Origin of the sequence: Catellatospora chokoriensis, from assembly GCF_011297315.1 — a bacterium.
GTDB lineage: Bacteria > Actinomycetota > Actinomycetes > Mycobacteriales > Micromonosporaceae > Catellatospora > Catellatospora citrea.
On the sequence record NZ_JAAOTI010000002.1, the window covers coordinates 32,245 to 59,094 of the forward strand.

Genomic DNA, 26,850 nt, shown 5'->3' on the forward strand with positions numbered 1-26,850 from the left:
CGTGTCCGGCGCGGATGTGCTGCTGGCCGACGGCACCACGGTCCACCTGCGACAGATCACGCCGCAGGATGCCGACGCGGTGGTGGCGATGCACTCGCGCTTCTCCGAGCGCACCCGCTACCTGCGCTACTTCTCGCCGTACCCCCGGATTCCCGCCCGCGACCTGCACCGGTTCGTCAACGTCGACCACCTCGACCGGGAGGCGTTCGTGGTCGCCGCGGGCGACCGGCTGGTCGCGGTGGGCCGCTACGAGCGGCTCGGCGCGCTGTCGCACGAGGCCGAGGTCGCGTTCGTGGTCGAGGACGCCTACCAGGGCCGCGGCGTCGGCTCGGTGCTGCTGGAGCATCTGGCCGCGGCCGCCGCCGAGGCGGGCGTCACCCGGTTCGTGGCCGAGGTGCTCCCCGAGAACGGCGCGATGCTGCGGGTGTTCACCGACGCCGGGTATGAGGTGACCCGGCGCTACGCCGACGGCGTGGTGACGCTGACCTTCCCGGTCGCACCCACCGAACGCTCCCGGGCCGTGCAGGCCGACCGCGAGCAGCGCACCGAGGCCCGTTCGGTGGCCCGGCTGCTGCGCCCGAGCGCGGTGGCCGTCTACGGCGCGAGCGCGTCCGGCCACGGCGTCGGCGCGGCCGTGCTGGCCCACCTGCGGGCCTCGGGTTTCACCGGGCCGATCCACCACGTCCACCCGGACGGGCCACTGCGCTCGCTCGCCGACCTGGCGCCCTCCGTGACGGCGGCGCCTGCCGACGGCGGCGACGGTGCCACAGCCGCGGCCGGTCCGGCCCGTCCGTGGGTGCCGGGATCCGGCCTGGCACATCGTGGCGAGGAGGAGGCCGGACCCGCGATCGATCTCGCGGTCGTGGCCACGCCGCCCGGGGCGCTGCCGGACGTGCTGGCCGACGCGACCGCGGCCGGGGTGCACGGGCTGCTCGTGCTCACCGAGCTGGACCCCGCGCAGCGCCGGGAGCTGGTGCGGGCGGCGCGGGTCGCGGGCATGCGGGTGATCGGCCCCGGCAGCCTCGGCATCGCCGACCACTCGGTGCGCCTCAACGCCACGCTCGTGCCGCGGCTGCCCGGACCGGGGCGGGTGAGCCTGTTCTGCCACTCCGGCACGCTGGGCCTGCTGCTGCTGGCCGAGGCCGAACGCCGCGGGCTGGGCATGAGCGGCTTCGTCAGCGCGGGCCGCCGCGCCGACGTGTCCGGCAACGACCTGCTGCAGTTCTGGGCCGAGGACCCGCAGACCGACGTCGTCGCGATGTATCTGGAGTCCTTCGGCAACCCGCGCAAGTTCGCCCGGATCGCCCGCACCGCCGGGCGGCACAAGCCGATCGTGATGCTGGCCGGGCACACCGGCCACGGCGGGTCCGCCCTCGACGACGCCGCGATGCAGGCGCTGCGGGCGCACTCGGGCGTGATCGAGGTCGGCACCGTCGGCGAGCTGTTCGACGTGACGACGCTGCTGGCCGCGCAGCCGCTGCCGACCGGCGACCGGATCGGCGTGGTCAGCAACGCGTTCGCGCTGTCGGCGCTGGCCGCGGCCGAGATCCGGGCCGCCGGGCTGCGCGTCGGCCGGTCGGGCGCGGTCGGCCCCGCCGCCGGGCCGGACGAGTTCGCCGCCGCGGTGCACGCCGCGCTGCACAGCGACGACACCGACGCGGTGGTCGTGGTGGTCGCGCCGCCGCTGCCCACCGGCCCGCTCGCCGCCGACCAGAGCGCGGAGACGGCGCTGCTGGCCCCGTACGCCGACGCGCTGGCCAAGGCCGTGCACGAGGCGGACAAGCCGGTGCTGGCCAGCTTCCTCGCCGGGCGGGGGCCGGCCGAGGTGCCGTCCTACCGTTCGATCGAGGAGGCGGTGCGGGCGCTCGCCCAGGTGACCCGGCGCGCTGCCTGGCTGCGCGAGCCGCCCGGCACGCTGCCGCCCCCGCCGCCCGGCGCCGATCCGCTCGCCCCCACCGTCGACACCCTGCTCCACGCGTACGGCGTCACCGTCGTGCCGAGCACCCGGGCGGCCGGCGGGGACGAGGTCGCGGCGGCGACGGCGGCGTACGCGGCCCCGGTGGCGCTGAAGGTCGCGGACCGGCCGAACCGGATCGACCTCGGCGCGGTGCGCCTCAACCTCGGCGGGCCCGAGGAGGCCCGGCGCGCCTACGCCGACCTGGAGGGCCTGTTCGGGGCGGGCGTCGAGGTGCTGGTGCAGCCGATGGTGTCGCCCGGTGTGGCCTGCGTGATCGAGATCTTCGACGACCCCGCGTTCGGGCCGGTGGTCGGTTTCGGGCTGGCCGGGCCGGTGCCCGAGCTGGTCGGCGACCGGGCCTGGCGGGCCGCGCCGCTCACCGACACCGACGCCGCCGCGCTGGTCCGCGCGCCGAAGGCGGCCCCGCTGCTGGCCGCCGCCGACGCGTCGGCCCTGGCGCAGCTGCTGGTCGACCTCGGCCGGCTGGCCGCCGACACCGCGCGCCTGCGCCACCTGGTGCTGAACCCGGTCCTGGTGCACGCCGCGGGCGTGTCCGTGCTGCACGCGCGCGGCGAGCTGACCGAAGCCACCCCCCGCCCCGACACCGGCCCCCGCCAGCTGCGGTGAGGCGGCGCTGCCGCCTCGCACCGCCGACGAGGACGGTGCCCGGCCACGGCTCGCGCCATGGCCGGGCACCCTGTTCCGACGGCTGTCCCCCGGTCGGCCGCCGACGACGTCCTACCGGGTCGCCGTCGGAGTGACCACTGCCGTCGGCGTGACCGCGGACGTCGGAGTCGGCGTCCCGGACGGGGCTGGACCGGTCGCGCAGGCGGCCGGGTCGAAGCGGTCGCAGCCGAACTCGTTGCGGTCCGCGTACGCCAACGTCGCCAGCAGCGCGCCGGTGGCGTCGTACACCCGGATGGTGAGCTGTGAGTTCAGCGGCACCGTCAGCCCGCCCACGCCGTTGACGAGCGTGGCCTCGGCCGTCTGACCGTCGCGGACCACCTCGGCCCGCACCGCGGCGGGCGGGGCGATGATCTGCAGCCGATCGCTCTCCACCTGGTACCACGGCAACCGCATGGCCAGCAGGGTGTGTTCCACGTCGCCGGCGATGCCGTAACCCGAAGGATGGTCGCGGTAGTAGCCCTCCCCGGTGTCGATCGTGCCGGTGGCGTACGGACCGCCGCCGTCCGCGGTGACCGCCTGCACGGTGACGACGGCAGCCCGACCGGTGCTGGTGCCCGGCATGTCGATCTCGTCACTCCACAGCACCCGGTACGTCACGTCCGGCCCGGTCAGCCTGGTCAGCGTGGCCAGGCTGTTGGCGATCTGCGTGGCGGCGGCGGGCATCGGCCTGCCCCGGCCGGCCGCGGGCTGCGGATCCACCGTGACCGTACTTCCTGGCCCGGCCGCCGCGCCGCCCTCGGTCTCGTAGAGCACGGTCCCGCCGGTGAGCACCCGGAAGCGCTGCTGCCGAACGAGGTCGGCGATGCCGACGTATCCGTCGGGCGCGTCCAGCCGAGTCCAGTTCCGCTGGATCCCGGTGCCGGTGTAGCGGGTCTCCGCTGTCTCGTAGACCGCGCCGACCGGCCCGAGCAGCAGGTAGGTCCGCTCGGCGTTGCCGTTGTCCATGGCGAAGCCCGTGCCCAGCGCCGGTTCCAGCTCGGCGAGCATGGTGGGCGACAGCTCGTCGGCACCGTCTCCAGGCTTGCCCTGGTACGCCGCCACCAGCGGCTTGCCGTCCACCCCGGCGACCACCGCGATACGCCGCGCACCGATGTCACCGACGAACAGCACTTTGATCAGGCCCGGATCGTCGGGCAGCCGCGATCCGCCGTCGCTGTTCGTGTCGTCCTCCGCCACCAGCTGCCGCAGCGACTCGATGTAGGCGTTGTCCCCGGCGAGGCTGCCGCGGGTGGGGGAGTTCAGCAGCGGGAGCAGCGCGGCCGGCGGCGGCCCGGCGACCGGCAGGTAGGGCTGCGGCCGGCCGAACAGCCAGGCGCCCGGCGCGACGACGAACACCAAGGCCACGGCCGCGATCGCGGCGGTGACGCGACGCCGCCGCCGGCGGTGCCGGCTGACCACCCGGGGGTACGGGTCGGGCCGCGGAGTCACCTCTGCGGCGTGCCGGTCCAGGGTCGCCCGAAGTGCCTCGATCATGTCAGTTACCCCCGTTCGCGGTGGTGAGAGCGGCCGACGGGCCCGGCTCGATCAGCTCGCGCAGCCGGGCCAGGCCGCGCGAGGAGTGGCTCTTGACCGTGCCCACGGTCACCCCGAGGATCTGCGCGGTCTCCTGCTCCGACCGGTCCTCCCAGTAGCGCAGCACCAGCACGGCGCGCATGCGCACGGGCAGGCGGCGCAGCGCGCGCCACAGCTCGTCGCGGTCCTCGACGGCGTCGCCGGCATGGCGCGCCCGGTCCGGCAGGACCGCGGTGACGATCTCGCGGATCGGCCGCCGCCAGCCGTTGGCGAGCTGGTTGACCATCACCCGGCGCAGGTAGGCCTCCGGGTGCTCCATCCGCCGCCATTGGGGCAGCGCCGCGGCGAGCGCGTTCTGCAGCACGTCCTCGGCGCGGTCGCGAGATCCGCACAGCAGGTATGCCGTGCGTAACAGCGCGGTGTAGCGCTGCTCCACGAACGCCTGGAAGTCGTCATCGGGCATCGGATCGCTCTCCCCTCGTGTGTTCACCTGACCGAACACGCGATGAGCCGGAAAGGTTGAGCGACGGGGAGGCTAACGCCGCACGGCCCCGGTCAGGCGACCGGGGCCGTGCGGTTCAGCGGGGCAGACGTCAGGCGGCGTACACCGACAGGCGCTCGGCGCGCTCGCCGCTGCGCAGCTTCAGCAGCGTGGTCTTCTCGATCTGGCGGATGCGCTCGCGGGACAGGCCGAACTCCTTGCCGACCTCGTCCAGGGTGCGCTGGCGGCCGTCGTCCAGGCCGAAGCGCAGCCGGATCACGGCCTGCTCGCGCTGCGACAGGGTGGACAGCACGATCTCGACCTCGTCGCGCAGCTGACCCTGGGCCAGCGCGTCGGCGGCGTCACCGCGCGGGTCGACCGCGGCGACGAAGTCGCCCAGCGCGCTCTCGCCGTCCTCGCCGACGGCCTGGTCCAGGCTGACCGGCTCGCGGTCGTACGAGATCAGCTCGATGACCTGGTATTCCGGGATCTCCAGGGCGACCGCGATCTGCGCGATGGACGGCTCGCGGCCGAGCGCGGTGGCCAGGTCGCGGCGCACCCGGACCATGCGGTTGACCTGCTCCACCATGTGCACCGGGATGCGGATGGTGCGGGCCTGGTCGGCCATGGCGCGGGTGATGGCCTGGCGGATCCACCAGGTGGCGTACGTGGAGAACTTGTAGCCCTTGGTGTAGTCGAACTTCTCGACGGCGCGGATGAGGCCGAGGTTGCCCTCCTGGATCAGGTCCAGGAACGCCATGCCGCGGCCGGTGTAGCGCTTGGCGATGCTGACCACCAGGCGCAGATTCGCCTCCAGCAGGTGGTCCTTGGCGGCGTGACCCTCGCGGATCACCGTCTCCAGGTCCCGGTCGTGCTCGATGCCGTCGCGCTCCATCACGTACTCGGCCATCAGGCCGGCCTCGATCCGGCGCGCCAGCGAGACCTCCTGCTCGGCGGTCAGCAGCTTGGTGCGGCCGATGAGGTTGAGGTACGCGCGGACGAGGTCGGTCGAGACGCCCCGCTCGTCGGTCTCGTCCAGATCGGCGGGCGCGCTGTCCAGTACGGCCACTGCGTTCATGCTCTCGTCGCTCATCGCTGTCCTCCCCGTGTCGCCTTGTGTACTGGACAGCTTGGTGTATGGCGCGTGAGACGGCGGTGAGACGATTTCGTGAATCTGCCACCATGGGGCGGACAGGGGAGGGACGTGTGGTCGTGAAGCGCCTGATGCGCATGTTCGGGGTCGGCGGACCGTCGGTGCGTACGGAGTTGAAGGTGGCCCGGGCCAAGCCCGGCGGCAAGCTCAGCGGCACGGTCGAGGTCACCGGCGGGGATCACCAGGTGTCCATCGGATACATCGCGTTGGCGCTGGTCACCGACGTCGGTGTGCAGGGCGGCCTGCTCGGTGACCAGTCCACGGAGGAGATCAGCCGGCAGCGCGTGGTGGAGGGTTTCACGCTGGCCGCGCGGGAGCGTCGGATATTCGACATCACCTGTGACGTGCCGCTGGAGACCCCGCTGACCCGTGCCTTCGGGCAGCCGCTGGCCGGCATGAACGTCGGGCTGCGCACCGAGCTGGAGGTGGCCCGCGAGGTCGACCGCACCGACCTGGACCCGGTCGAGATCGACCCGATGCCCGCCCAGCAGCACATCCTCGACGCGCTGGTGAAGCTCGGCTTCCAGTTCGTGAAGGCCGACGTCGAACGGGGCCGCCTGCGCGGGCTGCCGCAGACGCTGCCGTTCTACCAGGAGATCGAGTTCCTGCCCGGCACCGCGTACGCCGCCCAGCTGCGCAACCTGGAGGTCACCTTCGTCGCCACCGACCGCAAGCTCCACGTCGTGATGGAACTGGACAGAAAAGTCGGCCCACTGGCCGACCGCGACATCTTCGGCCGATTCACCGTCGACCCCGCCACCATCGCCGACACCGACTGGCGCGGCCTCCTGACCGACTGGCTAGCCCAATCCACCGCCCGCAAGGGCCCCCTGTTCTGACCCCGCCTTTCTGGCGTTGATCATGAACTTGTGGACGTGTTCGACGGCATGTCGCCACCCTGGCACCGTGATCGACTTGCGGTGCCGGGGTGGGGTGCGGGCGAGCGGTGGGTCCGGTGGGGTCAGAGGTCGAGGATCAGGGTGTTCGGGCCCACGTTCACGGATTCGACCAGCATGTGGGTGCGGAAGCGTCCCGTTTCGACGGTGGCGCCGCGGGCGCGCAGGGCCGCGACGAAGGCGGTGACCATCGGCTCGGCGACCTCGGCGGGGGCGGCCGCCTGCCAGGTGGGGCGGCGGCCCTTGCGGGCGTCGCCGTAGAGGGTGAACTGGCTGACCACGAGCAGCGGCGCGCCGACGTCGGAGGCGCTGCGTTCGCCGTCGAGCAGGCGCAACTCGTACACCTTGCGGGCCATCGTCTCGACGGTGGCCTGGGTGTCGCCGTGCGTCACCCCCAGCAGCACCAGCAGCCCGTCCTTGATCTCCCCGACGACCTCGTCGTCCACGGTCACACTGGCCCGACTCACCGTCTGCACCACCGCACGCATCCCCCTAGCCTGCCCTGCCGGAGTTGATCACGGCGGCAGGGTGGCGACACGCCGTCGAACACGTCCATAAGTTCATGATCGACAGGCTAGAGGGGGGTGGGGAGGAGGAGGCCGCGTTCGACTAGGTGGTCGATGACGGGGAGGAGGGCTTCGGAGAGGGCTTCGGTGGGGGCTTCGTGGGCGGTGGCGAGGAGGGCGATCTGGTCACGGAGGGCGAGGTCGCCGTTGGAGCCGCTGACCAGGGCGAGGATGAGGGGGTCGATCTCCTCGACCCAGCGCAGGCCTTCGGGCATGGCGAGGAGCTGGCGGTCGACCATCCAGCCGTCTTCGCCCATGGTGGCCTCCTGGCGGAGTTGGAGGCCGTCGACGCGGCGGTAGCGGGCAGCGAGGAGTTGCTCGCGGTCGTGGGCGTCGAGCCAGTCGCGGCGGGTGAACCACTCCGCGACGCGATCGCCGAGCGGCGCCTGCACCTGCTGGCGCAGGTCCTCGCAGACCACCGACGGGTCGGTCTTGCCGCTGTTGCGGGCGGTGACCAGGCCGAAGCCGATCGCCTCGACGCCGTGCGCGGCGAACCAGTCCAGCCACTGCGCGGCCCGCTGCGCGTCGTGCTTCTCGCTCGCGTCGGCCAGCCACAGGCGTACGTAGTCCAGCGGGTCGCTGACCTCACGCTGGATCGCCCAGAGGTCCATGCCGGTGCCGGCGAACCAGCCCGCGACGCGGTCCTCCCAGTCCTCGCCCTTCACGTGCACCCAGTTGGCCAGGAACTGCAGCGTGCCACCCTCGGCCAGCAGGGTCGGCGCGGCCCCGGCCAGCTCGGCGCAGACGCCGTCGCCGGCCCGGCCGGAGTCGCGGTACACGTGGGTGGCCAGGCCGGGCCCGACCACGAACGGCGGGTTGCTGACCACCAGGTCGAACCGGCGGTCCGCGACCGGCGCCAGCATGTCGCCCTGGAGCAGCTCCCAGCTCAGGCCGTTGAGCGCGGCCGTCGTCGCGGCGAAGCGCAGCGCGCGCGGCGACAGGTCGGTGGCGGTGACCGCGCGGGCGTGCGTGCTCAGGTGCAGCGCCTGCACACCGCAGCCGGTGCCGAGGTCGAGTGCGGTGCCGACGGGCGTGCGCACGGTCGCGCCGGCCAGCGTCGTGGACGCGCCGCCGACCCCGAGCACATGGTCGGCGGGAAGCTGGCGGCCCGGCTGGGCGGGCAGGTCCGACAGGACCCACCAGTCGCCGTACGGCTCCAGGTCGACGCCCGCCGCGAGCCCGCCCTCGCCCTGCACCAGGAGCCCGGCCGCGCGGGCCGTGGCGACCGGCAGCGGGGCCAGCGCGGCGGCCACCGCCGACTCCGGCTCGGTCTGCCCGCAGATGAACAGCCTGATCATGGTGTCCAGCGGATCACCCGAATCGGTGATCCGCAGCGCGGCGCGGAAGTCGCTGCGGCCCGCGTCGGCGGCCGCCTGCGGCCCCAGCCGCGCCGCGATGCCCGAGGCGGTGAACCCGGCACGGGTCAGCGCGGCACGCAGATGATCGATGTCAGCGGTCTCCAGCAGCGTCTGCACCACAACATCGTGCACTACCCTCCGGCGCATGGCGCAGGTATGGGAGCTCTGGCACACCGTATGGATCACCACAGCGGCTTTGGTGCCCCTGGCCCTGCTGGTCGTCGCGGGAATGATCCGGCGCCGGTCCCGGGCGGGCATGCCGCGGGCCCGCGCGTGGCGGTGGTCGCTGGCCGAGGGCGTGATGGTGCTCGGCACGCTGCCCTGGGTGTGGATGACCCTGTCCCCGCAGCAGGTGCCGCCCGGCACCACCATGGTGTACCTGGTGCCGCTGAGTGACCTGGGCTCCTATTTCTCCCGGCCGCTGCCCTGGGTGGTCGCGCAGGTGGGCGGCAACCTGCTGGTGTTCTTCGCACTGGGGGCGGGGGCGCCGGTGCGGTTCGCCGCCCTCGCCTCGCCCGCCCGGCTGCTGCTGCTCGGGGCGGCGTGCTCGCTGGCGATCGAGGTGACCCAGCTGCTGTTCGTCACGGACCGGGTGTTCAGCGTGGACGACGTCCTGGTCAACGCGCTCGGCTGCCTGTTCGGCGGCCTGGCCACCCGCCCCTGGTGGTCCCGCGCCCCCGTGTCGGCCTGACCCGGATCGGGTGGCGCGGTGCGGCGGCCGGGGCGGTGCGGCTTCTGGCAGGCTGTAGTCATGACGAAGCTCTGGCTCGCGCAGGAGCCCGCCGCCGACGAGATGCTGCGGCACGACCCGCTCGCCCTGATCACCGCCATGCTGCTCGACCAGCAGATCCCGCTGGAGAAGGCGTTCGTGGGGCCGTACCGGCTCGCCGAGCGGATGGGCGTGCAGCGGCTCGACGCGGCGCAGATCGCCGACTACGACCCGGCCGCGTTCGCCGAGCTGTACGCGACCCCGCTCGCGATTCACCGCTTCCCCGGTTCGATGGCCGAGCGCACGCAGAAGCTCGCCCGCGCCATCGTCGACGAGTACGACGGTGACGTCGCCACGATCTGGACCGGGGCGAAGGACGGCAAGGACCTGTTCAAGCGCCTGTCGGCGCTGCCCGGCTTCGGCAAGATGAAGGCGCAGATCTTCATCGCGCTGCTGGGCAAGCAGTTCGACGTGCGGCCTGAGGGGTGGCGGGAGGCCGCCGGGGTGTACGGCGAGGAGGGATCGCTGCGCTCGGTCGCCGACATCCGCGACGCCGCGTCGCTGGCCAAGGTCCGCGAGTTCAAGAAGCAGATGAAAGCCGACGCGAAGGCCGCCAAACCCTGACCGGGCACCGACGACTGCTCAAGATCGCTGTTCGGTGTCGAAACCTGTGGTCAGACCTTGGTTTCTGGCACCGAACGGCGATCTCTGCCGCGAGCCGGGCCGACGGGAGTTAAGAAGGGCACCTTCTACAACGCATGGCGTCAAGAAGGTGCCCTTCCTTTGCCCGTAGCGCGGGGAGCACGGCGGGTGAGGGTCACACGGTGTCGAGGACCGGCTCCGCAGGGGCGGGGACGGGTGCGGCGGGGGAGGTGGCCGGGTCGCGGCGGGCCCGCATGCCGAGGGCGGCGAGGGCGCCCAGGAGGCAGATCGCGGCGGCGCCGAGGAAGATCTCGCGGTACTCGGCACGCAGCGCGCCGTCGAGGGCGGTTTCGTAGGCCGCCAGCGCGCGCCGGAACTCGTCCTCGGTCATGCCGAACGGCAGCGGCGTGGGCAGGTCCTTGGTGAACTCCTGGAAGCGGTGCAGGCCCCAGGCGGTCAGCGCGGCGACGCCGAGCAGCATGCCCATCATCCGGGCGACCACCACCGCCGCCGAGGCCACACCGTGCTGGACGGCCGGCACGACGCGCAGCACGAGCGCCGACAGCGGGGCGATGACCAGGCCCAGGCCGAGCCCGGCGAGCACCAGGTCGGTGTCGAGCCGGGGCAGGCTGACGAAGCCGAGGTCGTGCCGGGCGGCGAGCAGGTCGGCGGGCCAGCCGGCGATCAGCAGGTACGCCCCGGCGGCGCCGGCCAGGCCGACGACGGTGAGCAGGCGTTCGCGCAGCCGGCGCAGCAGCAGCCCGCCGAGCACCGCGCCGATCGGCAGCGCGACCAGGAACCGGGTGAGCAGCAGCGTGCTGTCCAGGGTGTCCAGCCGCAGCAGGGTGTGCCCGACCAGCTCCACGTTCACCAGGGTGACCATGAGCGCGGCGCCCGCGCAGGCGCTGGCGGCCAGCGTGGCCAGCAGCGGTCCCATGGCGACGCCGGCCGGGTCGAGCAGGCGGGTGCGGGCGCGCCGCTCCCAGGCGAGGAACGCCACCAGGGCGACGCCGGCCGCGCCGAGCACCGCGGGCCCCCAGCTCGGCAGCACGGCGTGCGCGGGGTCGGGGTTGTACAGGCCGATCACGCACAGGCCGAGGACGACGGCGAGCAGCAGCCCGCCGACGACGTCGACGCGGCGCGGGGGCGCGGCGGGGTCGGCGCGGTGCGGGGGCACCAGCAGCCAGACCGCGACGCCGATGAGCACGGCGAGCGGAATGTTGATCCAGAAGATGCCGCGCCAGCCGATCCAGAGCGCCACCCCGGCGCCGAACAGCGGGCCGAGCACCGCGCCCAGCTCCTGTGCCGCGCCGACCCAGCCGAGGGTGGCGGGCCGGGTGGCGGGCGGGAACAGGTCGGCGATCAGCGCCATGGTCACCGGCAGCAGCGCGCCGCCGGCCATGCCCTGCAGCGCCCGCCCGGCGACCAGCGGGACCAGGTCGGTCGCGGTGGCGGTGACCACGGACCCGACCGCGAACGCGGCCAGGCAGGCGAGGATCAGGACCCGGCGGCCGTACCGGTCGGACAGGCTGCCCAGCAGCGGCATCGCCGCGACGTAGCCGAGCAGGTAGCCGGTGACCAGCGGGGTCGCCCGTTCCAGGTGGTTGATCGGGATGCCGAGGTCGTTGACGATGTCGATCAGCACCGAGACCAGCACGTACGCGTCGAGCGCGCCGAGCAGCACGGCGAGCCCGCCCATGCCGACGGCGAGGCGGTGCCTGCCGAGGGCCGACCCGCCGCCCGCGGCGTCGTGATCAGGGCGCACTGATCGTCACCGGGTCGTTGTACTTGGTGAAGGTCACGGTGACCGTGCCGGCCGGGTCGCTGCCCTTGGCGGGAATGCTGAACTCGCCCTTGACCAGCTGCTTGCTGGTGGTGTCGAGCCAGATGTGCCCGGTGACGCCGGTGCCGACGCCGGGGATCAGCGCGGCCAGCGCGACCGGGTCCGGCTCGACCTGGATCTTGTACGTCTCCTTGCCGTCCACCGTCTCCTTGGCCTGCGTGGTGGCCGTCTTGACGCTGCTGAGCAGCTTGGCCACGCCGCGGTTCGGGTCGAGGATGGCCGAGGGGTCGTACACGGTGGCCGCGGCGGCCAGCGGCAGCTTCTGGAAGCCGCCGGTGGCGGCCTTCAGCCAGAGGTCGGAGCCGACGATGACGAACTGCGCCTCGATCGCCTGGCCGAACTGCTCGATGGAGGCGGTGCCCTGCGCGGAGCCCGCCTGGGTGAGGTCGCCCTCGGCGCGCTTGAGGCTCAGGCCGCTGATCTTGCCGTTGACGTCGATGACGAAGTGCGCGGACTTGACCTCGGCCATCGCCTTGGCCCCGTCGAGCAGCAGGGTCTGCGCGGCGGGCAGGTCGGCGGGCGGCGTCTTGTCGTCCGCTGTGGAGGTGCACCCGGTGAGGGTGAGGGCCGTAACGGCGAGCGCGGCGAGCGCGTACGAGGTGCGGGACATACGCGCATGTTAGTGGGGTCCGCCACGCCGGGCCCGACACGCCGCTTGCGGGCCTGTTGACCTGCCTATTCGTATACCAGTTTCGCGCATCCTCGCGCAGGCGTCCGGACCGGATTCCGTCGTCGGGTCCATTGCAGAACGGACGAACCTTCTGAAATCCGGAGCAAGCGATCGGCCGATCGGTAGCATCACGGAGGGTGAGCTAACGATTTCATTTGGTAATCGTTATGGCACCGCGCTCCTCCATCCAGGCGGAGTGTGTGGGCCGCTCGTCCAGGTGGATGCCTCCCGGCGCCACCGTGTCCCGCCTGAGGAGAACCAATGACGATGCTCAGCGAGCCTGACGCATTGACCGGGCCGTCCGTCCACTGCGACCTGCCCGGACCCCGTTCGGCCGAGCTGCTGGAGCGCCAGCGGCGCCGCGAGTCCAACGCGCGCACCTATCCCCGCAACATCCCGATCGCCATCGCCGAGGGTTCCGGCAGCTTCGTGCGCGATGTCGACGGCAATGTGTTCATCGACTTCCTGACCGGCGCGGGCGTGCTGTCACTCGGCCACAACCACCCTGAGCTGGTGCGGGTGGTCACGTCCCAGCTGGGCCGGCTGACCCACGCGCTGGACTTCCCGACCCCCGCCAAGGACGAGTTCGTCGAGGCCCAGCTCTCCATGCTGGCCCCTGGCCTGCGCGAACGCATGCGGGTCCACTTCTGCGGGCCGACCGGCGCCAACGCCGTCGAGGCCGCGATCAAGCTCTGCAAGACCGCCACCGGCCGCGGCGACATCGTCTCGTTCCAGGGCGGCTACCACGGTTGCAGCCACGCCGCGATGGCCGCCTCCGGGCTGGTCTCGCAGAAGCGCCCGATCGCCAACGGCGTGCCCGGCGTGCATTTCTACCCGTACTCCTACTGCGCCCGCTGCCCCCTGGGTCTGCGGCCGGACAGCTGCGAGACCAACTGCGCCGGGCTGCTGGAGAAGTCGCTGCTCGACCCGAACGGCGGCGTCGCGCGCCCCGCCGCGGTCATCCTGGAGCTGGTGCAGGGCGAGGGCGGGGTCATCCCGGCCACGCGTGACTTCGTCCGGCGGGTGCGGGCGCTGACCCGGTCGCTGGACATCCCGCTGATCGTCGACGAGGTGCAGACCGGCTGCGGCCGCACCGGCACCTGGTTCGCGTTCGAGCAGTACGACATCGAGCCCGACGTGATCGTCGCGTCGAAGGCGCTGTCCGGCATCGGCACGCCCGTCGCGCTGATCATGTATGACGAGCGGCTCGACGTCTGGCAGCCCGGCGCGCACACCGGCACGTTCCGGGGCAACCAGCTCGCCTTCGCCGCGGGGGCGGAGGCGGTCCGGATCCTGCACCGCGACCAGATCCTGGCCAACGTGCGCGAGCGCGGAGCGCAGGTGGCCGACCGGTTCACCGAGCTTTCGGCCCACCCGGTGGTGCGCGAGGTGCGCGGCCGGGGCCTGATGTGGGGCGTGGAGCTGGCCGACCCCGGCGACGGGCGCTCGGCCGGGCAGCTGGCCCGCCAGGTGCAGGCCCGGGCGCTGCGCCGGGGCCTGATCGTCGAACTCGGCGGGCGCGACGACTGCGTCATCCGGATCCTGCCGCCGCTGAACGTGACCGCCGAGGTCATCGACATCGCCTGCGGCATCGTCATCGACGCCATCGAGGAGTCGTGCCGCCCGGGCGCCGAGGCGGACGAGCCGGCGAGCGCACGCGCGGGAGCGGACGGCATGGGCTGAGCACCGGTGCGCCGCGAGGCGCCCCGACCGAATGCGGCTGACCGGCGCGCCGCCTGCCACGGCGCGCCGGATCAGCAGCCGCCTTCACCGAACGCGGCCCTCCCGCCCCTGGCGGGCCCGCCCGTTCCAGCCAGCGTCCTTGTCGTCCGCGGAGGGAGAAGCCCATGAGCACACGCGTCCTCGATGTCAATGATCTTCCCGAGTTCCCTGACGTCGAACCCGGTCGCAACGGCGGTCTGGTGCTGACCTGCCCGGGCTACGCGCACGAGCCGCGGTGGCAGCCGGGGGAGCGGCTGCCGCAGCTGTTCGAGCAGCAGTGCGACCGGTTGCGCCGGTACGGCCGGGGCGAGCAGCTCGCGGTGGACACCGGCGAGGAGGCGCTCACCTACGATCAGGTCGACGCGCGCGCCAACCAGCTCGCCCGGCACCTGATCAGCCGCGGGGCCCGGCCCGGCGACCGCATCGCGCTGCTGTTCGACCAGCCGGTGCAGTCGTACGTCGGCATGCTCGCGATCGGGAAGATCCACGCCGCGTACGTGCCGCTGGACACCGGCTTCCCCGCCGACCGGCTGGCCTACATCGTCGGCGACTCCGGGGCGCGGCTGGTGCTGTCGATGTCGCACCTGCGCGCGCACCTGGCCGAGATCACCGACGCCGAGGTGCTCTGCCTCGACGAGATCACCGCGGAGCTGGCGGCTGCCGCCGAGGACCGGCTAGCCGTCGAGGAGCGCGGCGAGCCCGTCGACGAGCTGGCGTACATCATCTACACCTCCGGCTCCACCGGCCGGCCCAAGGGCGTCGCCGTCGAGCACGCCGCCATCGTGAACTTCGTCCGGGTCGCCGCCGAGCTCTACGGGGTGCGCCCGGAGGACCGGATGTACCAGGGCATGACCATCGCCTTCGACTTCTCGGTCGAGGAGATCTGGGTGTCCTGGATGGTCGGCGCGACCCTGGTGCCCAAACCCGGCGGGGCCAGCCTGCTCGGCCGGGACCTGTGGGAGTTCCTCACCGCGCGCGAGGTCACCGCGATGTGCTGCGTGCCGACGCTGCTGGCCACGCTCGACGAGGACCTGCCCGACCTGCGCTTCCTGCTGGTCTCCGGCGAGGCCTGCCCGCAGGACCTGGTCACGCGCTGGCACCGCCCGAACCGCCGCTTCCTCAACGTGTACGGGCCCACCGAGGCGACCGTCACCGCGACCTGGACGCCGGTGCACCCCGACAAGCCGATCACGCTGGGCCTGCCGCTGCCGACCTACGCCACGGTCATCCTCGACCCCGATGAGCCCCGCGCCCTGCCCCCGGGTGAGCTGGGCGAGATCGGCATCGCGGGTATCGGCCTGGCCGTCGGCTACGTCAACCGCGACGAGCAGACCGAACGCGCCTTCATCCCCGACTTCCTGAAGATCGCCAACAACCCGTCCGGGCGTATCTACCGCACCGGTGACCTGGGCCGGGTCAACGAGGCCGGTGAGATCGAATACCTCGGGCGCATCGACACCCAGGTGAAGATCCGCGGCTACCGCATCGAGCTGACCGAGATCGAGTCGGTGCTGCTGCAGGTGCCCGGCATCGCCCAGGCCGTCGTCGACACGCACAGCCCCGAGCCGGGCGTGACCGAGCTGGTCGGCTACTACAGCCTGCGCAACGACACCGTCGCGCTGGACCGCCAGCAGATCTACGCGTGGCTGCGGGAACGGCTGCCGGGATACATGATCCCGTCGTACCTGGAGCAGCTGGACGCGATCCCGATGCTGCCCAGCGACAAGGCCGACCGCAAGAGCCTGCCGCCGCCGAGCAACCGCCGGCTGGCCGCCCCGCCCACCGAGGCCGAACCCGCCACCCCGGTCGAGCAGGGGTACGCCGAGGTGCTGGCCGAGACCGTCCGGGTGGACCGGGTCGGCGTGGAGAGCCACTTCTTCGAGGAGGTGGGCGCGGACTCGCTGCTCATGGCGCGGTTCTGCGCCCGGGTGCGGCAGCGCGCCGACCTGCCCTCGGTGTCCATGCGCGACGTGTACGTCTATCCGACCGTGCGGGCGCTGGCCGCCGCGGTCGCCCCGGTCGCCGAGTCCACGCAGCCGCGCGCCGTGCCCGTCCCGGCCCGCGTGGCCCGCCGGGCGAGCTCGCTGCAGTACTGGGCGTGCGGCGTGGTGCAGCTGCTGATGGGGCTGGGCAGCGCGGTGATGGGCGGTTACCTGCTCATCTTCGCGTTCCGCTTCATGGCCGCCGCCAACGGCTACCTTGAGCTGTACCTGCGCTCGGCAGCCTTCAGCGTGGTCGGCTTCCTGATCCTGGCCCTTTACCCGATCGCCGCGAAGTGGCTGCTCATCGGGCGCTGGAAGGAGCAGGAGATACCCCTGTGGGGACTGAGGTACCTGCGCTTCTGGTACGTGCGCATGTGCATGGGCGCCAGCCGGCTGCTGATGTTCTACGGCACGCCGCTCTACCCGTGGTATCTGCGCCTGCTCGGCGCGAAGATCGGCCGCAACGTCGTGATCCTGTCGCCAATCATGCCGATCTGCACCGACCTGCTGACCATCGGTGACAACACCGTCATCCGCAAGGACTGCCACTTCACTGGCTACCGGGCTCAGTCCGGCTACATCCAGACCGGCCGGATCACCATCGGCCGCGACGTCGTCGTGGGCGAGCACACCGCGCTGGACATCAACTGCGGCATCGGCGACGGCGCCCGGCTCGGGCACACCTCGACGCTGCCCCCGGGGTACGCGGTGCCGCCCGGCGAGAGCTGGCAGGGCATGCCGGCCCAGCCCGGCCACGCCGGTCTGCCCGAGGTCCCCCCGCGCAGCTGCGGCTGGCTGCGCAAGACGGTCTACAGCGGCGTGAAGATCGCCAACCAGGTGCTCACCCGCGGTCCGCTGGTGTTCGGCGCGCTGGTCGCCCTGGTCACCCAGGTGCCGATGCTGCGCAGCCTGGTCGACGGCAAACCGTTCTCGGTCGGCAGCATGATCTACCTGGACCTGGTGCTGGCCTCGGCGGTGCTCTACGTCGGCTCGCTGCTGCTCGGCCTGGCCAGCATCGTCACCATCCCGCGCGTGCTCAACCTGCTGTGGAAGCCGGACACGGTCTACCCGCTCTACAGCTTCCGCTACTGGCTGCAGTCGACGATCTCGGCGATGACCAACTCCGCGCTGTTCATGCGCCTGTTCGGCGACAGCTCGTACGTCGTGAACTACCTGCGCTGGATCGGCGTCGACCTGCAGCAGGTCGTGCAGACCGGCTCCAACTTCGGCATCGAGTTCAAGTTCGACTCGCCGTTCCTGTGCACCGTCGGCACCGGCACGATGGTGTCCGACGGCCTGTCCATGGTGAATGCCGACTACTCGCACACCTCGTTCAAGATGTCGAAGGTCAGCGTCGGAGCCCGCTCCTTCGTCGGCAACGACGTCACGTTCCCGGCGGGTCACGCCGTCGGCCAGAACGTGCTCTACGCGACCAAGGCGACGGTGCCCACCGACGGCCCGATCCGCTACGACACCGGCCTGCTCGGCTCGCCGTCGTTGCCGATCGCCCGGGTCGTCGCGCGAGAGGCCGGCTGCGAGGCGCCCACCGGTGACGCGCTGCGCGAGCGGCTCTCCCAGAAGAACCGGTACAACCTGCGCACCATGGCGTGGTTCCTGCTGGTGCGCTGGATCTCGGCCGCCGTCGGCATCGTGGTGCTCGCGGCCGCGGTGGACATGTACTCCGAGTGGAGCGTGCTGGTCGTGCCGGCCGCCGCTCTGGTCATGATGGTCTTCCAGATGTTCTACAGCGTGCTCGTGGAGCGGCTGGTCGGCGGTTTCCGGCGGCTGCGCCCGCGGCGCTGCTCCATCTACGACCCGTACTACTGGTGGCACGAGCGGCTGTGGAAGCTGGAGGCGCCGGTCCCGTTCGCGGGTACTCCGTTCCGCCCGCTGATCTGGCGGATGCTGGGCGTACGCATGGGCAAGCGGGTCTACGACGACGGGGCGTACATGTCGGAGCGGACCATGATGACCATCGGCGACGACTGCTGCCTCAACGCCAGTGTGGTGATCCAGTGCCACTCCCAGGAGGACGGCATGTTCCGTTCCGAGCCGACCGTGATCGGCTCCGGCGCGACCATCGGCGTCCACGCGTTCGTGCACTACGGCGTCACCGTCGGCGAGAACGCGGTCCTCGGCGCGCACTCGTTCCTGATGAAGGGCGAGCAGATCCCCGACGGCGGCGACTGGACCGGCAACCCGGCCCGGCAGGTGTGCGAGCCGCTGCCCGCCGCGCCGCGCCGGACCCGGCCCGTGCCCTGCGCGTCCGGCCCGCGGGCCGGTTCCCGGGCCGCGGCCCGGGCCCTGCTCACCGAGTTGCGGGCCACGCCCGCCCCGCGGCGGCGGCGGCCGGCGGGCGTGGCGGTCTCGCTGTTCGCGCTGGCCGCGTGCCGCCGGCGGGAGAAGGACCTGGCGCAGTTCCTCAGCGCGGCCGAGCGGGCCGAGGCGGAGACCATGCGCTCGGCCGAACGCCGCAGCTCCTTCATCGTCACCCGGGCGCTGGTCCGCATGATCCTGTCGATCGAGTGGCACGGCGAGGTCGCGCCGCGCAACTGGAGCCTGCACTACGGCGGGTTCGGCAAGCTCACCGTCTCCGGGCCGCTGCTCGGCATCGACGTGAGCGTGTCGCAGACCGACTCGGCGATCGCGGTGGCGGTCTCGGACGCGTACGACATCGGGGTTGATCTGGAACCGGCCGGCCGGGAGGGCGCGTCGCTGCCCTGGACCGTGCTGTCGGCCGCCGAGCACGCCCGCCTGATGGAGGCCGACGACCAGGGTGAGCAGCTGCTGCGGATGTGGACGCTGAAGGAGGCCTTCACCCGCTGCGCCGGCGACGACGGCGAGGTCAGCTTCGAACAGCTGGACACCGTGCTGGAACCGCTGCAGGTGGTCGGCACCGCGCCGAACGGGCGCCAGCGCTACTGGTTCCACCAGGAGCAGTGGGGTGCCGATGCCGAGCAGCATTGGGTGACCGTCGCGGTGCGGCGGCGGCCCACGGGTCGGCGCGGGCGCAGGCCCGCCGGGCGCGGCGTCCGTCCCGCGGTCGCCAAGTCGGTGGGCCGCACACCTCGCCCCGCCACCCGCTCCGGGGCGAGCCAGGACGTGATGATGCAGATCCTGGCCGGCGGCCGGGTCACCGCCCGCACCGTCGCGTCACCGAACACCGCCCCCGGCGGGGAGGCCTAGTCCGCACGGTCATGGGCGTCACCGGCCGGGTTCCCCGCCGGTGACACCCACGACCGCAGGGTCCGGGAGCGTCACCGGGCACGGCGTCAGCCGGTGAGGCCTAGACTGCACGGTCATGGGCGTCACACACCACGGGCGCACCGAGCGCCTCGACCTCGCCGACCCGACCCTGCGCGACTGGACCTGCACGGTGCTGGCCGCCGATGCCGAACAGGGCATCGTGCTGGACCGCTCGGCCTTCTACCCGGGCGGCGGCGGCCAGCCGCCGGACCACGGCGTGCTGCTCTGGCAGGGCGTGCAGACCCGGATCACCGGCACCCGCAAGGGTGACGACCTGTGGCTGATCCCGGCCGAGGGCGACCCGCTGCCGCCCGTGGGCACGCAGGTCGCCGGCGCGGTCGAGGACACCCGGCGCACGCTGCTCATGCGCACCCACTCCGGGCTGCACGTGCTGTGCGGCGTGGTGTTCCGCGACTTCGGGGCGCTGGTCACCGGCGGCAACATGGAGCCGGGCGAGGCGCGGATGGACTTCAACCTGCCCGAGGTGCCCGCCGACTTCAAGGCGCGGCTGGAGGAGCTGGTCAACAGCGAGGTCGGTGCGGACCGCCAGGTCGTCACCCGGGTGCTGGGCCGCGACGAGGCGCTGGCGCTGCCCGACATCATCCGCACCCAGTCCAACCTGATCCCCGCCGACGAGCAGGAGATCCGCATCGTCGACATCGTCGGGCTGGACGTGCAGGCCGACGGCGGCACCCACGTCGCCTCGACCGTGCAGATCGGCAAACTCCAGGTCGTCAAGGTCGAGTCCAAGGGCAAGGCCAACCGCCGCGTCCGCGTCCGCCTTATCTGACCGCGCCCGACCTCTGCCGCAACTCTTGACGAGTCGCGGCTTCCGGATGCCCGGGACGGCGCGACTCCTTAAGAGTTGCGCTCGGAAGGGCGGTCGGGGTCGGCGGTGCGGGGGGCGTCGTCGATGGTGCCCTCGTAGACAGGGCCGGCGGGTTGGGCGGGTAGGGCGTTGGTGGGGAGCGTCTGGCGGCGGTAGCGCTTGAAGCGGTGCTCGTCCTTGGGCGGGCGGTCGTTCGCCAGGATCACGGCCAGCCAGGGCAGCAGCACCATGCCCAGGCCGCACAGCGGCAGCCACAGCCACAGCAGCGGCACCTGCAGCATCGCCAGCACCGAGCCCAGGATCAGGCAGCCCGCGCGCAGCAGCATCATCGCGATGTAGCGCCGCTCACGCCGCCGCAGCTCGACCTCCGGGCTCTCCGCCGCATCGGTGATCAGCGCCGGCCGATCCGCCTGCCGTTTCACGATGCCTCCTGGTCGCCGGGGAACGCTTCCATCCTGCCCCCATTCGCGTGCGACGCCGACAGCGGGCCACGCCCGCGTCGGTTCAGGCCGCGCGCCGCCCGCCGTCGGCCAAGATCGCTCGACTTGCCAGGCACCTGGGCGAAAGCGTGCTCAAGATACGCACAGGTGCCAGGCAAGTCGGATGATCATGGGCGGCCGCGCGGCGGACCGCCTGATCAGGCCGAGGGCAGGGGTGGGCGGGCGCCGACGATGCCGACCGCGCGGGCGCCCAGCCGGCAGCCCGCCAGCAGCGCGTCGTGCTGCCCGGCCCCGGCCGACCAGGCCGCCAGCAGGCCGGCGGCGAAGGCGTCGCCCGCGCCCGTGGCGTCCACGATCGGCACCGGTTCGCCGGTGACGTGCACCACGCCGGCCGGGCCGGCCCACAGCGCCCCGTGCGCGCCGAGCTTCACCACGACGTCGCCGCCGATCGCGTACGACAGCCGCAGCGCCTGGTCGGCGGGCTCGCCGGGCCCGGCCAGCGCGGTCGCCTCGTCGGCGTTGGCCAGCAGCAGGTCCACCCCGCGCACCCAGTCCAGGAACGGGTGCCCGGTGACCCCGTCCTCGATCAGTTCCGTGGTGACCGCGTACAGCGGCGCGGCCGAGGCGGCGTCGACGCAGGTGCGCAGGCCGGCGGCGCGGGCCGAGGCGAGCGCGTACCGGCCGGTGGGCCGGGAGGGCTGGTCCAGCAGGGTGTATCCGGACAGGTGCAGCAGCGACGCGCCCTGGGCGATCGCGGCGTCGACGTCACTGGAGGCCAGCAGCAGGTTCGCGCCCCGATCGCTGATCATGGTGCGCTCGCCGCCGTGCGTCAGCACCACGATGCTGCCGGTGCTGGCTCCGGGGCGGACGCTCACCTGGGTGCGCACCCCCGCCTGGTGCAGCTCGGCGAGCCGGTCGCGACCGGCCTGGTCGTCGCCGACCGCGCCCACGAAGGTCACCGGCGCGCCCAGCGCGGCCAGCCAGGCGGCGGTGTTCGCGGCCTGGCCGCCCCCGGCGACGTGCACCGTCGCCGGGGTGTCCGAGCCCTGCGCCAGCGGTGCCCGCAGCACCGCCAGCACGTCGGTGACCAGGTCTCCGACAGAGAGGATCACTGGCTGCCGGCCGCGACGGCGATCTGCGCGGCCAGCGCCGCGTTGCGCAGGATGATGCGTACGTTGACCGCCAGGCTCCGCCCCTGTGTCGCGGCGTGGAAGTGCGACAGCAGCACCGGGGTCACCCGCTTGCCGGTCACCCCGTCGCGTTCCACGATCGCCAGGCCCTCGGCGAGCGTGCGGTCGTGCAGGTCCTGGTCGAGCTGCTCGTCCTGCGGCAGCGGGTTGGCCACCACCAGCGCGCCGCGATGCACGCCCTGGTCGCGCTGCGCCCGCATGGCCGCGGCGATCTGCTCGGGGGTGTCCAGCCGCCAGTCCACGCCGAACCCGCTGTCGCGGATGAAGAAGCCCGGGAAGCGGTCCGTCCGGTAACCGGCCACCGCGACGCCCAGCGTCTCCAGCCGCTCCAGGGTCGCGCCCACGTCCAGGATCGACTTGACCCCGGCGCAGACCACCACGATCGGCGTCTGCGACAGCGTGGTCAGGTCGGCGGACTCGTCGAAGGTCTGCGCGGCCTCGCGGTGCACGCCGCCCAGGCCGCCGGTGGCGAACACGCCGATGCCGGCCGCGGCGGCGATCGCCGAGGTGCTGGCGACCGTGGTCGCGCCGTCGACGCCGAGCGCCGCCGCGACGGCCAGGTCGCGGACCGAGAGCTTGGCCACGTTCTCGCCGACGGCCAGGCGGGTCAGCGCCTCGTCGTCGAGCCCGGCCACCAGCCTGCCGCCGACCATGCCGATCGTCGCCGGGACCGCGCCGTTGTCGCGTACGACCTGCTCGATCTCGCGGGCCACCCGCAGATTGTCGGGGCGGGGCAGCCCGTGCGAGACGATCGTGCTCTCCAACGCCACCACCGGCTGCCCGGTCGCCAGCGCGGCTTTGACCTCGGCACCCAGCTGGATGTTCACATCAGTCACGATCATGAGCCTACTGTGCTGCCGCATGGCGCCCGCCTCCGCGGGCGCGGCATTCGGCCTCTCCGCCGGCGGCCGAACGCGGGTGCGGGTCAGGGCTCCTACCAGCGTGGCGGGATATCAGACTGGGCTCGTAGCCGGTGACCTGAGACAATGTTCGGGTGACCACACCAGTGACGAACCCCAGCACCATCGTTGAAGAGCGCACGGCCACGGACTATCGCCTCGACGAGGGCGACCACGAGCGCCTGTCGCACTACGCGCCCAAGGACAAACTGCTCGAAGCGATGATCGAGGGTACGCCGGTGCGCGCCCTGTGCGGCAAGGTCTGGGTGCCCACCCGCGACCCCAACCGCTTCCCGGTGTGCCCGGAGTGCAAGGAGATCTACGAGAACCTCTCCGAATGATCCGGCTTGCGCGCCGACGCACGGCTGTCTCGGCCGCGCGGCACGGGGGTCTCGGCGCGCCCCGGTCTCTCCTCCAGGAGTGAGGCATGACCGCGAGCGTGGTCGTCGTGGGCAGCGCGAACATGGATCTGGTGGTGGCGACGCCCACCCTGCCCCGCCCCGGCGAGACCGTGCTCGGGCAGGACTTCACGACCGTTCCCGGCGGCAAGGGGGCCAACCAGGCCGTCGCCGCCGCCCGAGCCGGAGCCCGGTGCCACTTCCTGGGCGCGGTCGGGCTGGACGCCTTCGGTGACGAGCTCAAGGGCTGCCTGGCCGCGGCCGGGGTGGAGCTGGACGGGCTGCGCCGGGTGGCCGGCTCCTCGGGGGTGGCGCTGATCGCCGTCGACACGGCCGCCGAAAACCTCATCGTCGTCGCTCCCGGCGCGAACGCGCAGCTCACCGAGCTGGACCCGGTCGACCGGGAGCTCATCGCCGGCTGTGACGTGCTGCTCTGCCAGCTGGAGATCCCGCTGGAGACGGTCGCGCAGGCCGCCGCTGCGGCACGGGCCGGGCAGACGGTCTTCATCCTCAACGCCGCCCCCGCCCGGGCGCTGTCGGGCGAGTTGCTGGCCCTGGTGGACGTGCTGGTGGTGAACCAGACCGAGGCCGCGGTGCTGGCCGGGCTCGACGGCGGCCGCGATGTCGCCCGGGCCGACAACGTGCCGGAACTGCTGTCGAATCTGCTGGCAGTCGTGCCGCGGGTGGTGCTGACGCTCGGTGCGGCCGGTGCCGCGTACGCCGACCGCGACGGGACGCGGCTGGAGGTGGGCGCGCCGCCCGTCGCCGCCGTGGACACCACCGCCGCCGGGGACGCCTTCACCGGTGCGCTGGCCGTGGCCTGGGCGCAGGGCCGCCCCATCGAGGAGGCGCTGCGCTGGGCGTGCGCCGCGGGCGCGGCCTGCGCCCAGCACTGGGGCGCCTCGACCTCGCTGCCCCTGCAGGCCGACATCGACGCGCTCTACGAGCGCGCCTACCAGCCCCAGACCTGACCCGTCCACCGCGGGCAGGTTCCGGTGGGCGGTCGGCGGCGAGGCGGCGCGGGGGTACGCCATGCCGCGTCGTAGCCTGCGCCGGTGGACAGTTCGTCGGCCCTGCTGATCGGGGACCTCACCGGGGTCGCCGTCTTCGCCGCGTCGGGCGGCTCCGCCGCGGTCGCCAAGCGGCTCGACCTGTTCGGCGTGGTCTTCGTGGGTTTCGTGGCCTCGCTGGGCGGCGGTATCCTGCGCGACCTGGTGATCAACCAGGTGCCGCCGCTGGCCTTCGCCGACTGGCGGTATCCGGCCACCGCCACCGTCGCCTCGCTGGCCGTGTTCTGGCTGCACCCGCACCTGGAGCGGCTGCGGCGCACCGTGCTCGGCCTGGACGCGGCCGGGCTGGGCCTGTTCACGGTCACCAGCACGCTCAAGGCGTTCGACGCCGGGGTGCCCGCCGTCGGTGCGTGCCTGCTCGGCATGCTCACCGGCATCGGCGGGGGACTGGTCCGCGACCTGCTGCTCACCGAGATCCCGGTGGTGCTGCGCCGGGAGATCTACGCGGTGGCGTCGCTGCTCGGCGCGATCGCGGTGGCGGTCCTGGTGCGGTTCGGCTGGGGGAGCGTGCTCACGTTCACCTGCGCGGCGCTGCTGGTGTTCGTGGTGCGTATCACGGCCCTCTACCGCCACTGGTCGGCGCCGCGGCCACGGCTCGGCGGAGGTGCGACGACGGAGTCCGGCTAGCCCCGAACCGGGTGGTGTGCAACGCGACTCACTGATTTCCGGCTGACAGTCGCGCGGACCTGTCCTGACGAGCCGATAGACTCAGGGCCCCGCCTTCGAGGTGCCGCCGAGCCGTGGCCGACCCGAGGGCTCTTTCGTGCGATTCCCCCTTGAAGAGCAGGAGGCTGCCGCGTGGCGCTGGCCCGCCCCGTCCCCGAGTCGTTCCCGGCGCTACGCGCCTGGCAGCGCAAGGCAATGGTCGAATACCTCCGCCGGCGCTCTCCCGACTTCCTGGCGGTCGCCACGCCCGGCGCCGGCAAGACGACGTTCGCCCTGCGCATCGCTGCCGAGCTGCTGGCCGACGGCAGCGTGGACGCGGTCACCGTGGTCGCCCCGACCGAGCACCTGAAGCTGCAGTGGGCGCAGGCGGCGGCCCGGGTGGGCATCCAGCTCGACGCCATGTTCCGCAACGCCGACGTGCACACCAGTGCCGACTTCCACGGCGCGGTGGTGACGTACGCGCAGGTCGGCATGGCCCCGCAGGTGCACCTGCGGCGCACCCTGACCCGCAAGACACTGGTGATCCTGGACGAGATCCACCACGCGGGCGACTCGCGCAGCTGGGGCGACGGCGTGAAGGCGGCCTTCGAGCCCGCGGTGCGGCGGCTGATGCTCACCGGGACCCCGTTCCGGTCCGACGAGAACCCGATCCCGTTCGTCAGCTACGAGCGGGTGGGCGAGGTGCAGCGCTCGCGCGCCGACTCGGTGTACGGCTACGCCGACGCGCTCGCCGACGGCGTCGTCCGGCCTGTGATCTTCCTCGCCTACTCGGGCGAGACGCGCTGGCGCACCAGCGCCGGTGACGAGCTGGCGGTGCGCCTCGGCGAGCCGCTCACCCAGGACCTGATCGCGCACGCCTGGCGCACCGCGCTGGACCCGAAGGGCGACTGGATGCCGCAGGTGCTGCGGGCCGCCGACGCGCGGCTGCAGGTGCTGCGCGCCGGGGGCATCCCGGACGCCGGGGGTCTGATCATCGCCTCGGACCAGCAGACCGCCCGGGCGTACGCCAAGCTGATCGAGACCATCTCCGGCGAGAAGGCCGTGGTGGTGCTCTCCGACGACACCGGGGCGTCGGCCAAGATCGCCGAGTTCGCAGGCTCCCAGCAGCGCTGGATGGTCGCGGTGCGCATGGTGTCCGAGGGCGTCGACATCCCGCGGCTGGCCGTCGGCGTGTACGCCACCAGCGCCTCCACCCCGCTCTACTTCGCCCAGGCCATCGGCCGCTTCGTGCGGGCCCGCCGCCCGGGGGAGACGGCCAGCGTCTTCGTGCCCAGCGTGCCGACGCTGCTCGGGCTGGCCAGCGAGATGGAGCTGGAGCGCGACCACGTGCTCGGCGGCCCCAAGGCCAAGGACGGGCTCGACGACGAGCTGCTGGAGCGCGCGCAGCAGTCGGAGCAGGCCAGCGGAGAGCTGACCAAGTCGTTCGAGGCGCTGTCGGCCACCGCCGAGCTCGACCAGGTGATCTTCGACGGCGCGACCTTCGGCCTGCCCGCCCAGGCCGGCACCCCCGAGGAGGAGGACTTCCTCGGACTGCCCGGCCTGCTCAGCGCCGACCAGGTGTCGGCTCTGCTGACCAAGCGCCAGGCCGAGCAGGCCGCCGCGGTGCGCCGCAACCGGGCCGAGCAGACCCCCGCCCAGCGGGAGCCCGTAGTCCGCGACATGTCCGCCACCGAGCGCCGCATCCACCTGCGCCGCCAGCTCAACGCCCTGGTCGCGGCCCACCATCACCGCACCAACCTGCCCCACGGCAAGATCCACGCCGAACTCCGCGCCAAGTGCGGCGGCCCCCCCAGCGCCCAGGCCACCATCGAACAACTCGAAGAACGCATCGCCACGATCCAGAGCTTCTGACCCACTCCCACCTGTTGTGGCAGAAGGGTGCGGATACGCCGAAGGGGGCCCGCTGGTTGCGGGCCCCCTTCGGGTCAAGCCTG

At 72.8% G+C, this 26,850-nt stretch carries 21 protein-coding genes; 11 read left to right on the forward strand and 10 right to left on the reverse strand.

Annotated elements, in window-relative coordinates; all coding sequences use genetic code 11:
• Position 1 precedes the first annotated feature (1 nt).
• Positions 2-2,584, forward strand: coding sequence for a GNAT family N-acetyltransferase (locus HAV39_RS02715; protein WP_191837588.1), 2,583 nt, complete (start codon positions 2-4; stop codon positions 2,582-2,584).
• 111 nt (positions 2,585-2,695) lie between these two features.
• Here HAV39_RS02715 and HAV39_RS02720 read toward each other — a convergent pair whose 3' ends face one another.
• From HAV39_RS02720 to sigB, 3 genes are all read right to left on the reverse strand, one after another.
• Positions 2,696-4,117, reverse strand: coding sequence for a hypothetical protein (locus HAV39_RS02720; protein WP_191837589.1), 1,422 nt, complete (start codon positions 4,115-4,117; stop codon positions 2,696-2,698).
• Position 4,118: 1 nt separating this feature from the next.
• A complete protein-coding gene (locus HAV39_RS02725; protein WP_191837590.1) occupies positions 4,119-4,619 on the reverse strand; it encodes a SigE family RNA polymerase sigma factor in 501 nt (166 codons plus the stop codon).
• 130 nt (positions 4,620-4,749) lie between these two features.
• Positions 4,750-5,730 carry an RNA polymerase sigma factor SigB gene (gene sigB / locus HAV39_RS02730; RefSeq protein ID WP_239165452.1) on the reverse strand — a complete coding sequence of 327 codons (981 nt, stop codon included), beginning with the start codon at positions 5,728-5,730 and terminating at the stop codon, positions 4,750-4,752.
• Between the two features lie 113 nt (positions 5,731-5,843).
• On the opposite strand from sigB, the gene HAV39_RS02735 reads away from it, so the two are divergent.
• Complete coding sequence (locus tag HAV39_RS02735) at positions 5,844-6,629, forward strand: sporulation protein (protein ID WP_191837591.1); 786 nt, start codon at positions 5,844-5,846, stop codon at positions 6,627-6,629.
• A gap of 122 nt (positions 6,630-6,751) precedes the next feature.
• Here the strand turns inward: HAV39_RS02735 and dtd are convergent, their stop codons facing one another.
• Both dtd and HAV39_RS02745 read right to left on the reverse strand, forming a co-directional pair.
• Complete coding sequence (gene dtd, locus HAV39_RS02740) at positions 6,752-7,174, reverse strand: D-aminoacyl-tRNA deacylase (RefSeq protein ID WP_191837592.1); 423 nt, start codon at positions 7,172-7,174, stop codon at positions 6,752-6,754.
• Positions 7,175-7,260: 86 nt separating this feature from the next.
• The gene (locus HAV39_RS02745) at positions 7,261-8,727 is read right to left on the reverse strand and encodes a DUF7782 domain-containing protein (protein ID WP_239121046.1); all 1,467 of its coding nucleotides are present in this window, start codon (positions 8,725-8,727) and stop codon (positions 7,261-7,263) included.
• Between the two features lie 28 nt (positions 8,728-8,755).
• Here HAV39_RS02745 and HAV39_RS02750 point away from each other — a divergent pair, with 28 nt between their 5' ends.
• Both HAV39_RS02750 and HAV39_RS02755 read left to right on the forward strand, forming a co-directional pair.
• Complete coding sequence (locus HAV39_RS02750; RefSeq protein ID WP_191837594.1) at positions 8,756-9,301, forward strand: VanZ family protein; 546 nt, start codon at positions 8,756-8,758, stop codon at positions 9,299-9,301.
• A 60-nt stretch (positions 9,302-9,361) separates the two neighbouring features.
• Complete coding sequence (locus tag HAV39_RS02755) at positions 9,362-9,943, forward strand: HhH-GPD-type base excision DNA repair protein (RefSeq protein ID WP_191837595.1); 582 nt, start codon at positions 9,362-9,364, stop codon at positions 9,941-9,943.
• Between the two features lie 193 nt (positions 9,944-10,136).
• On the opposite strand, the gene HAV39_RS02760 is transcribed toward HAV39_RS02755, so the two are convergent.
• Both HAV39_RS02760 and HAV39_RS02765 read right to left on the reverse strand, forming a co-directional pair.
• Positions 10,137-11,726, reverse strand: coding sequence for an MFS transporter (locus tag HAV39_RS02760; protein WP_239121045.1), 1,590 nt, complete (start codon positions 11,724-11,726; stop codon positions 10,137-10,139).
• Positions 11,716-12,414: an LppX_LprAFG lipoprotein gene (locus HAV39_RS02765; protein ID WP_191837596.1), complete on the reverse strand. Its 699-nt coding sequence runs from the start codon at positions 12,412-12,414 to the stop codon at positions 11,716-11,718. Before HAV39_RS02765 ends, HAV39_RS02760 begins: the two co-directional genes overlap by 11 nt.
• Before the next feature lie 321 nt (positions 12,415-12,735).
• Between HAV39_RS02765 and HAV39_RS02770 the strand changes: the two genes are divergently transcribed.
• The 3 genes from HAV39_RS02770 (at position 12,736) to HAV39_RS02780 (ending at position 20,214) form a co-directional block, all read left to right on the forward strand.
• Positions 12,736-14,157, forward strand: a complete 1,422-nt coding sequence (locus tag HAV39_RS02770) for an aspartate aminotransferase family protein (protein WP_191837597.1) — start codon at positions 12,736-12,738, stop codon at positions 14,155-14,157.
• Between the two features lie 164 nt (positions 14,158-14,321).
• Complete coding sequence (locus HAV39_RS02775; protein WP_191837598.1) at positions 14,322-19,364, forward strand: Pls/PosA family non-ribosomal peptide synthetase; 5,043 nt, start codon at positions 14,322-14,324, stop codon at positions 19,362-19,364.
• Between the two features lie 115 nt (positions 19,365-19,479).
• Complete coding sequence (locus HAV39_RS02780; protein WP_191837599.1) at positions 19,480-20,214, forward strand: alanyl-tRNA editing protein; 735 nt, start codon at positions 19,480-19,482, stop codon at positions 20,212-20,214.
• Between the two features lie 68 nt (positions 20,215-20,282).
• Here HAV39_RS02780 and HAV39_RS02785 read toward each other — a convergent pair whose 3' ends face one another.
• The 3 genes from HAV39_RS02785 to HAV39_RS02795 all read right to left on the reverse strand — a co-directional run bounded on the left by HAV39_RS02785 (position 20,283) and on the right by HAV39_RS02795 (position 22,746).
• The gene (locus HAV39_RS02785; RefSeq protein WP_191837600.1) at positions 20,283-20,675 is read right to left on the reverse strand and encodes a DUF3099 domain-containing protein; all 393 of its coding nucleotides are present in this window, start codon (positions 20,673-20,675) and stop codon (positions 20,283-20,285) included.
• A gap of 215 nt (positions 20,676-20,890) precedes the next feature.
• Positions 20,891-21,805, reverse strand: coding sequence for a carbohydrate kinase family protein (locus HAV39_RS02790; RefSeq protein ID WP_191837601.1), 915 nt, complete (start codon positions 21,803-21,805; stop codon positions 20,891-20,893).
• Entirely contained in the window at positions 21,802-22,746 is a 945-nt protein-coding gene (locus HAV39_RS02795) for a pseudouridine-5'-phosphate glycosidase (RefSeq protein ID WP_191837602.1), read from the reverse strand. Before HAV39_RS02795 ends, HAV39_RS02790 begins: the two co-directional genes overlap by 4 nt.
• Positions 22,747-22,877: 131 nt before the next feature.
• Here HAV39_RS02795 and HAV39_RS02800 point away from each other — a divergent pair, with 131 nt between their 5' ends.
• The 4 genes from HAV39_RS02800 to HAV39_RS02815 all read left to right on the forward strand — a co-directional run bounded on the left by HAV39_RS02800 (position 22,878) and on the right by HAV39_RS02815 (position 26,767).
• Positions 22,878-23,123: a DUF3039 domain-containing protein gene (locus HAV39_RS02800; protein WP_120318641.1), complete on the forward strand. Its 246-nt coding sequence runs from the start codon at positions 22,878-22,880 to the stop codon at positions 23,121-23,123.
• Between the two features lie 86 nt (positions 23,124-23,209).
• Positions 23,210-24,151, forward strand: a complete 942-nt coding sequence (locus HAV39_RS02805) for a ribokinase (protein WP_191837603.1) — start codon at positions 23,210-23,212, stop codon at positions 24,149-24,151.
• 84 nt (positions 24,152-24,235) lie between these two features.
• Positions 24,236-24,877: a trimeric intracellular cation channel family protein gene (locus HAV39_RS02810; protein ID WP_191837604.1), complete on the forward strand. Its 642-nt coding sequence runs from the start codon at positions 24,236-24,238 to the stop codon at positions 24,875-24,877.
• A gap of 171 nt (positions 24,878-25,048) precedes the next feature.
• Positions 25,049-26,767, forward strand: a complete 1,719-nt coding sequence (locus HAV39_RS02815) for a DEAD/DEAH box helicase (protein ID WP_191837605.1) — start codon at positions 25,049-25,051, stop codon at positions 26,765-26,767.
• Positions 26,768-26,850: the final 83 nt, after the last annotated feature.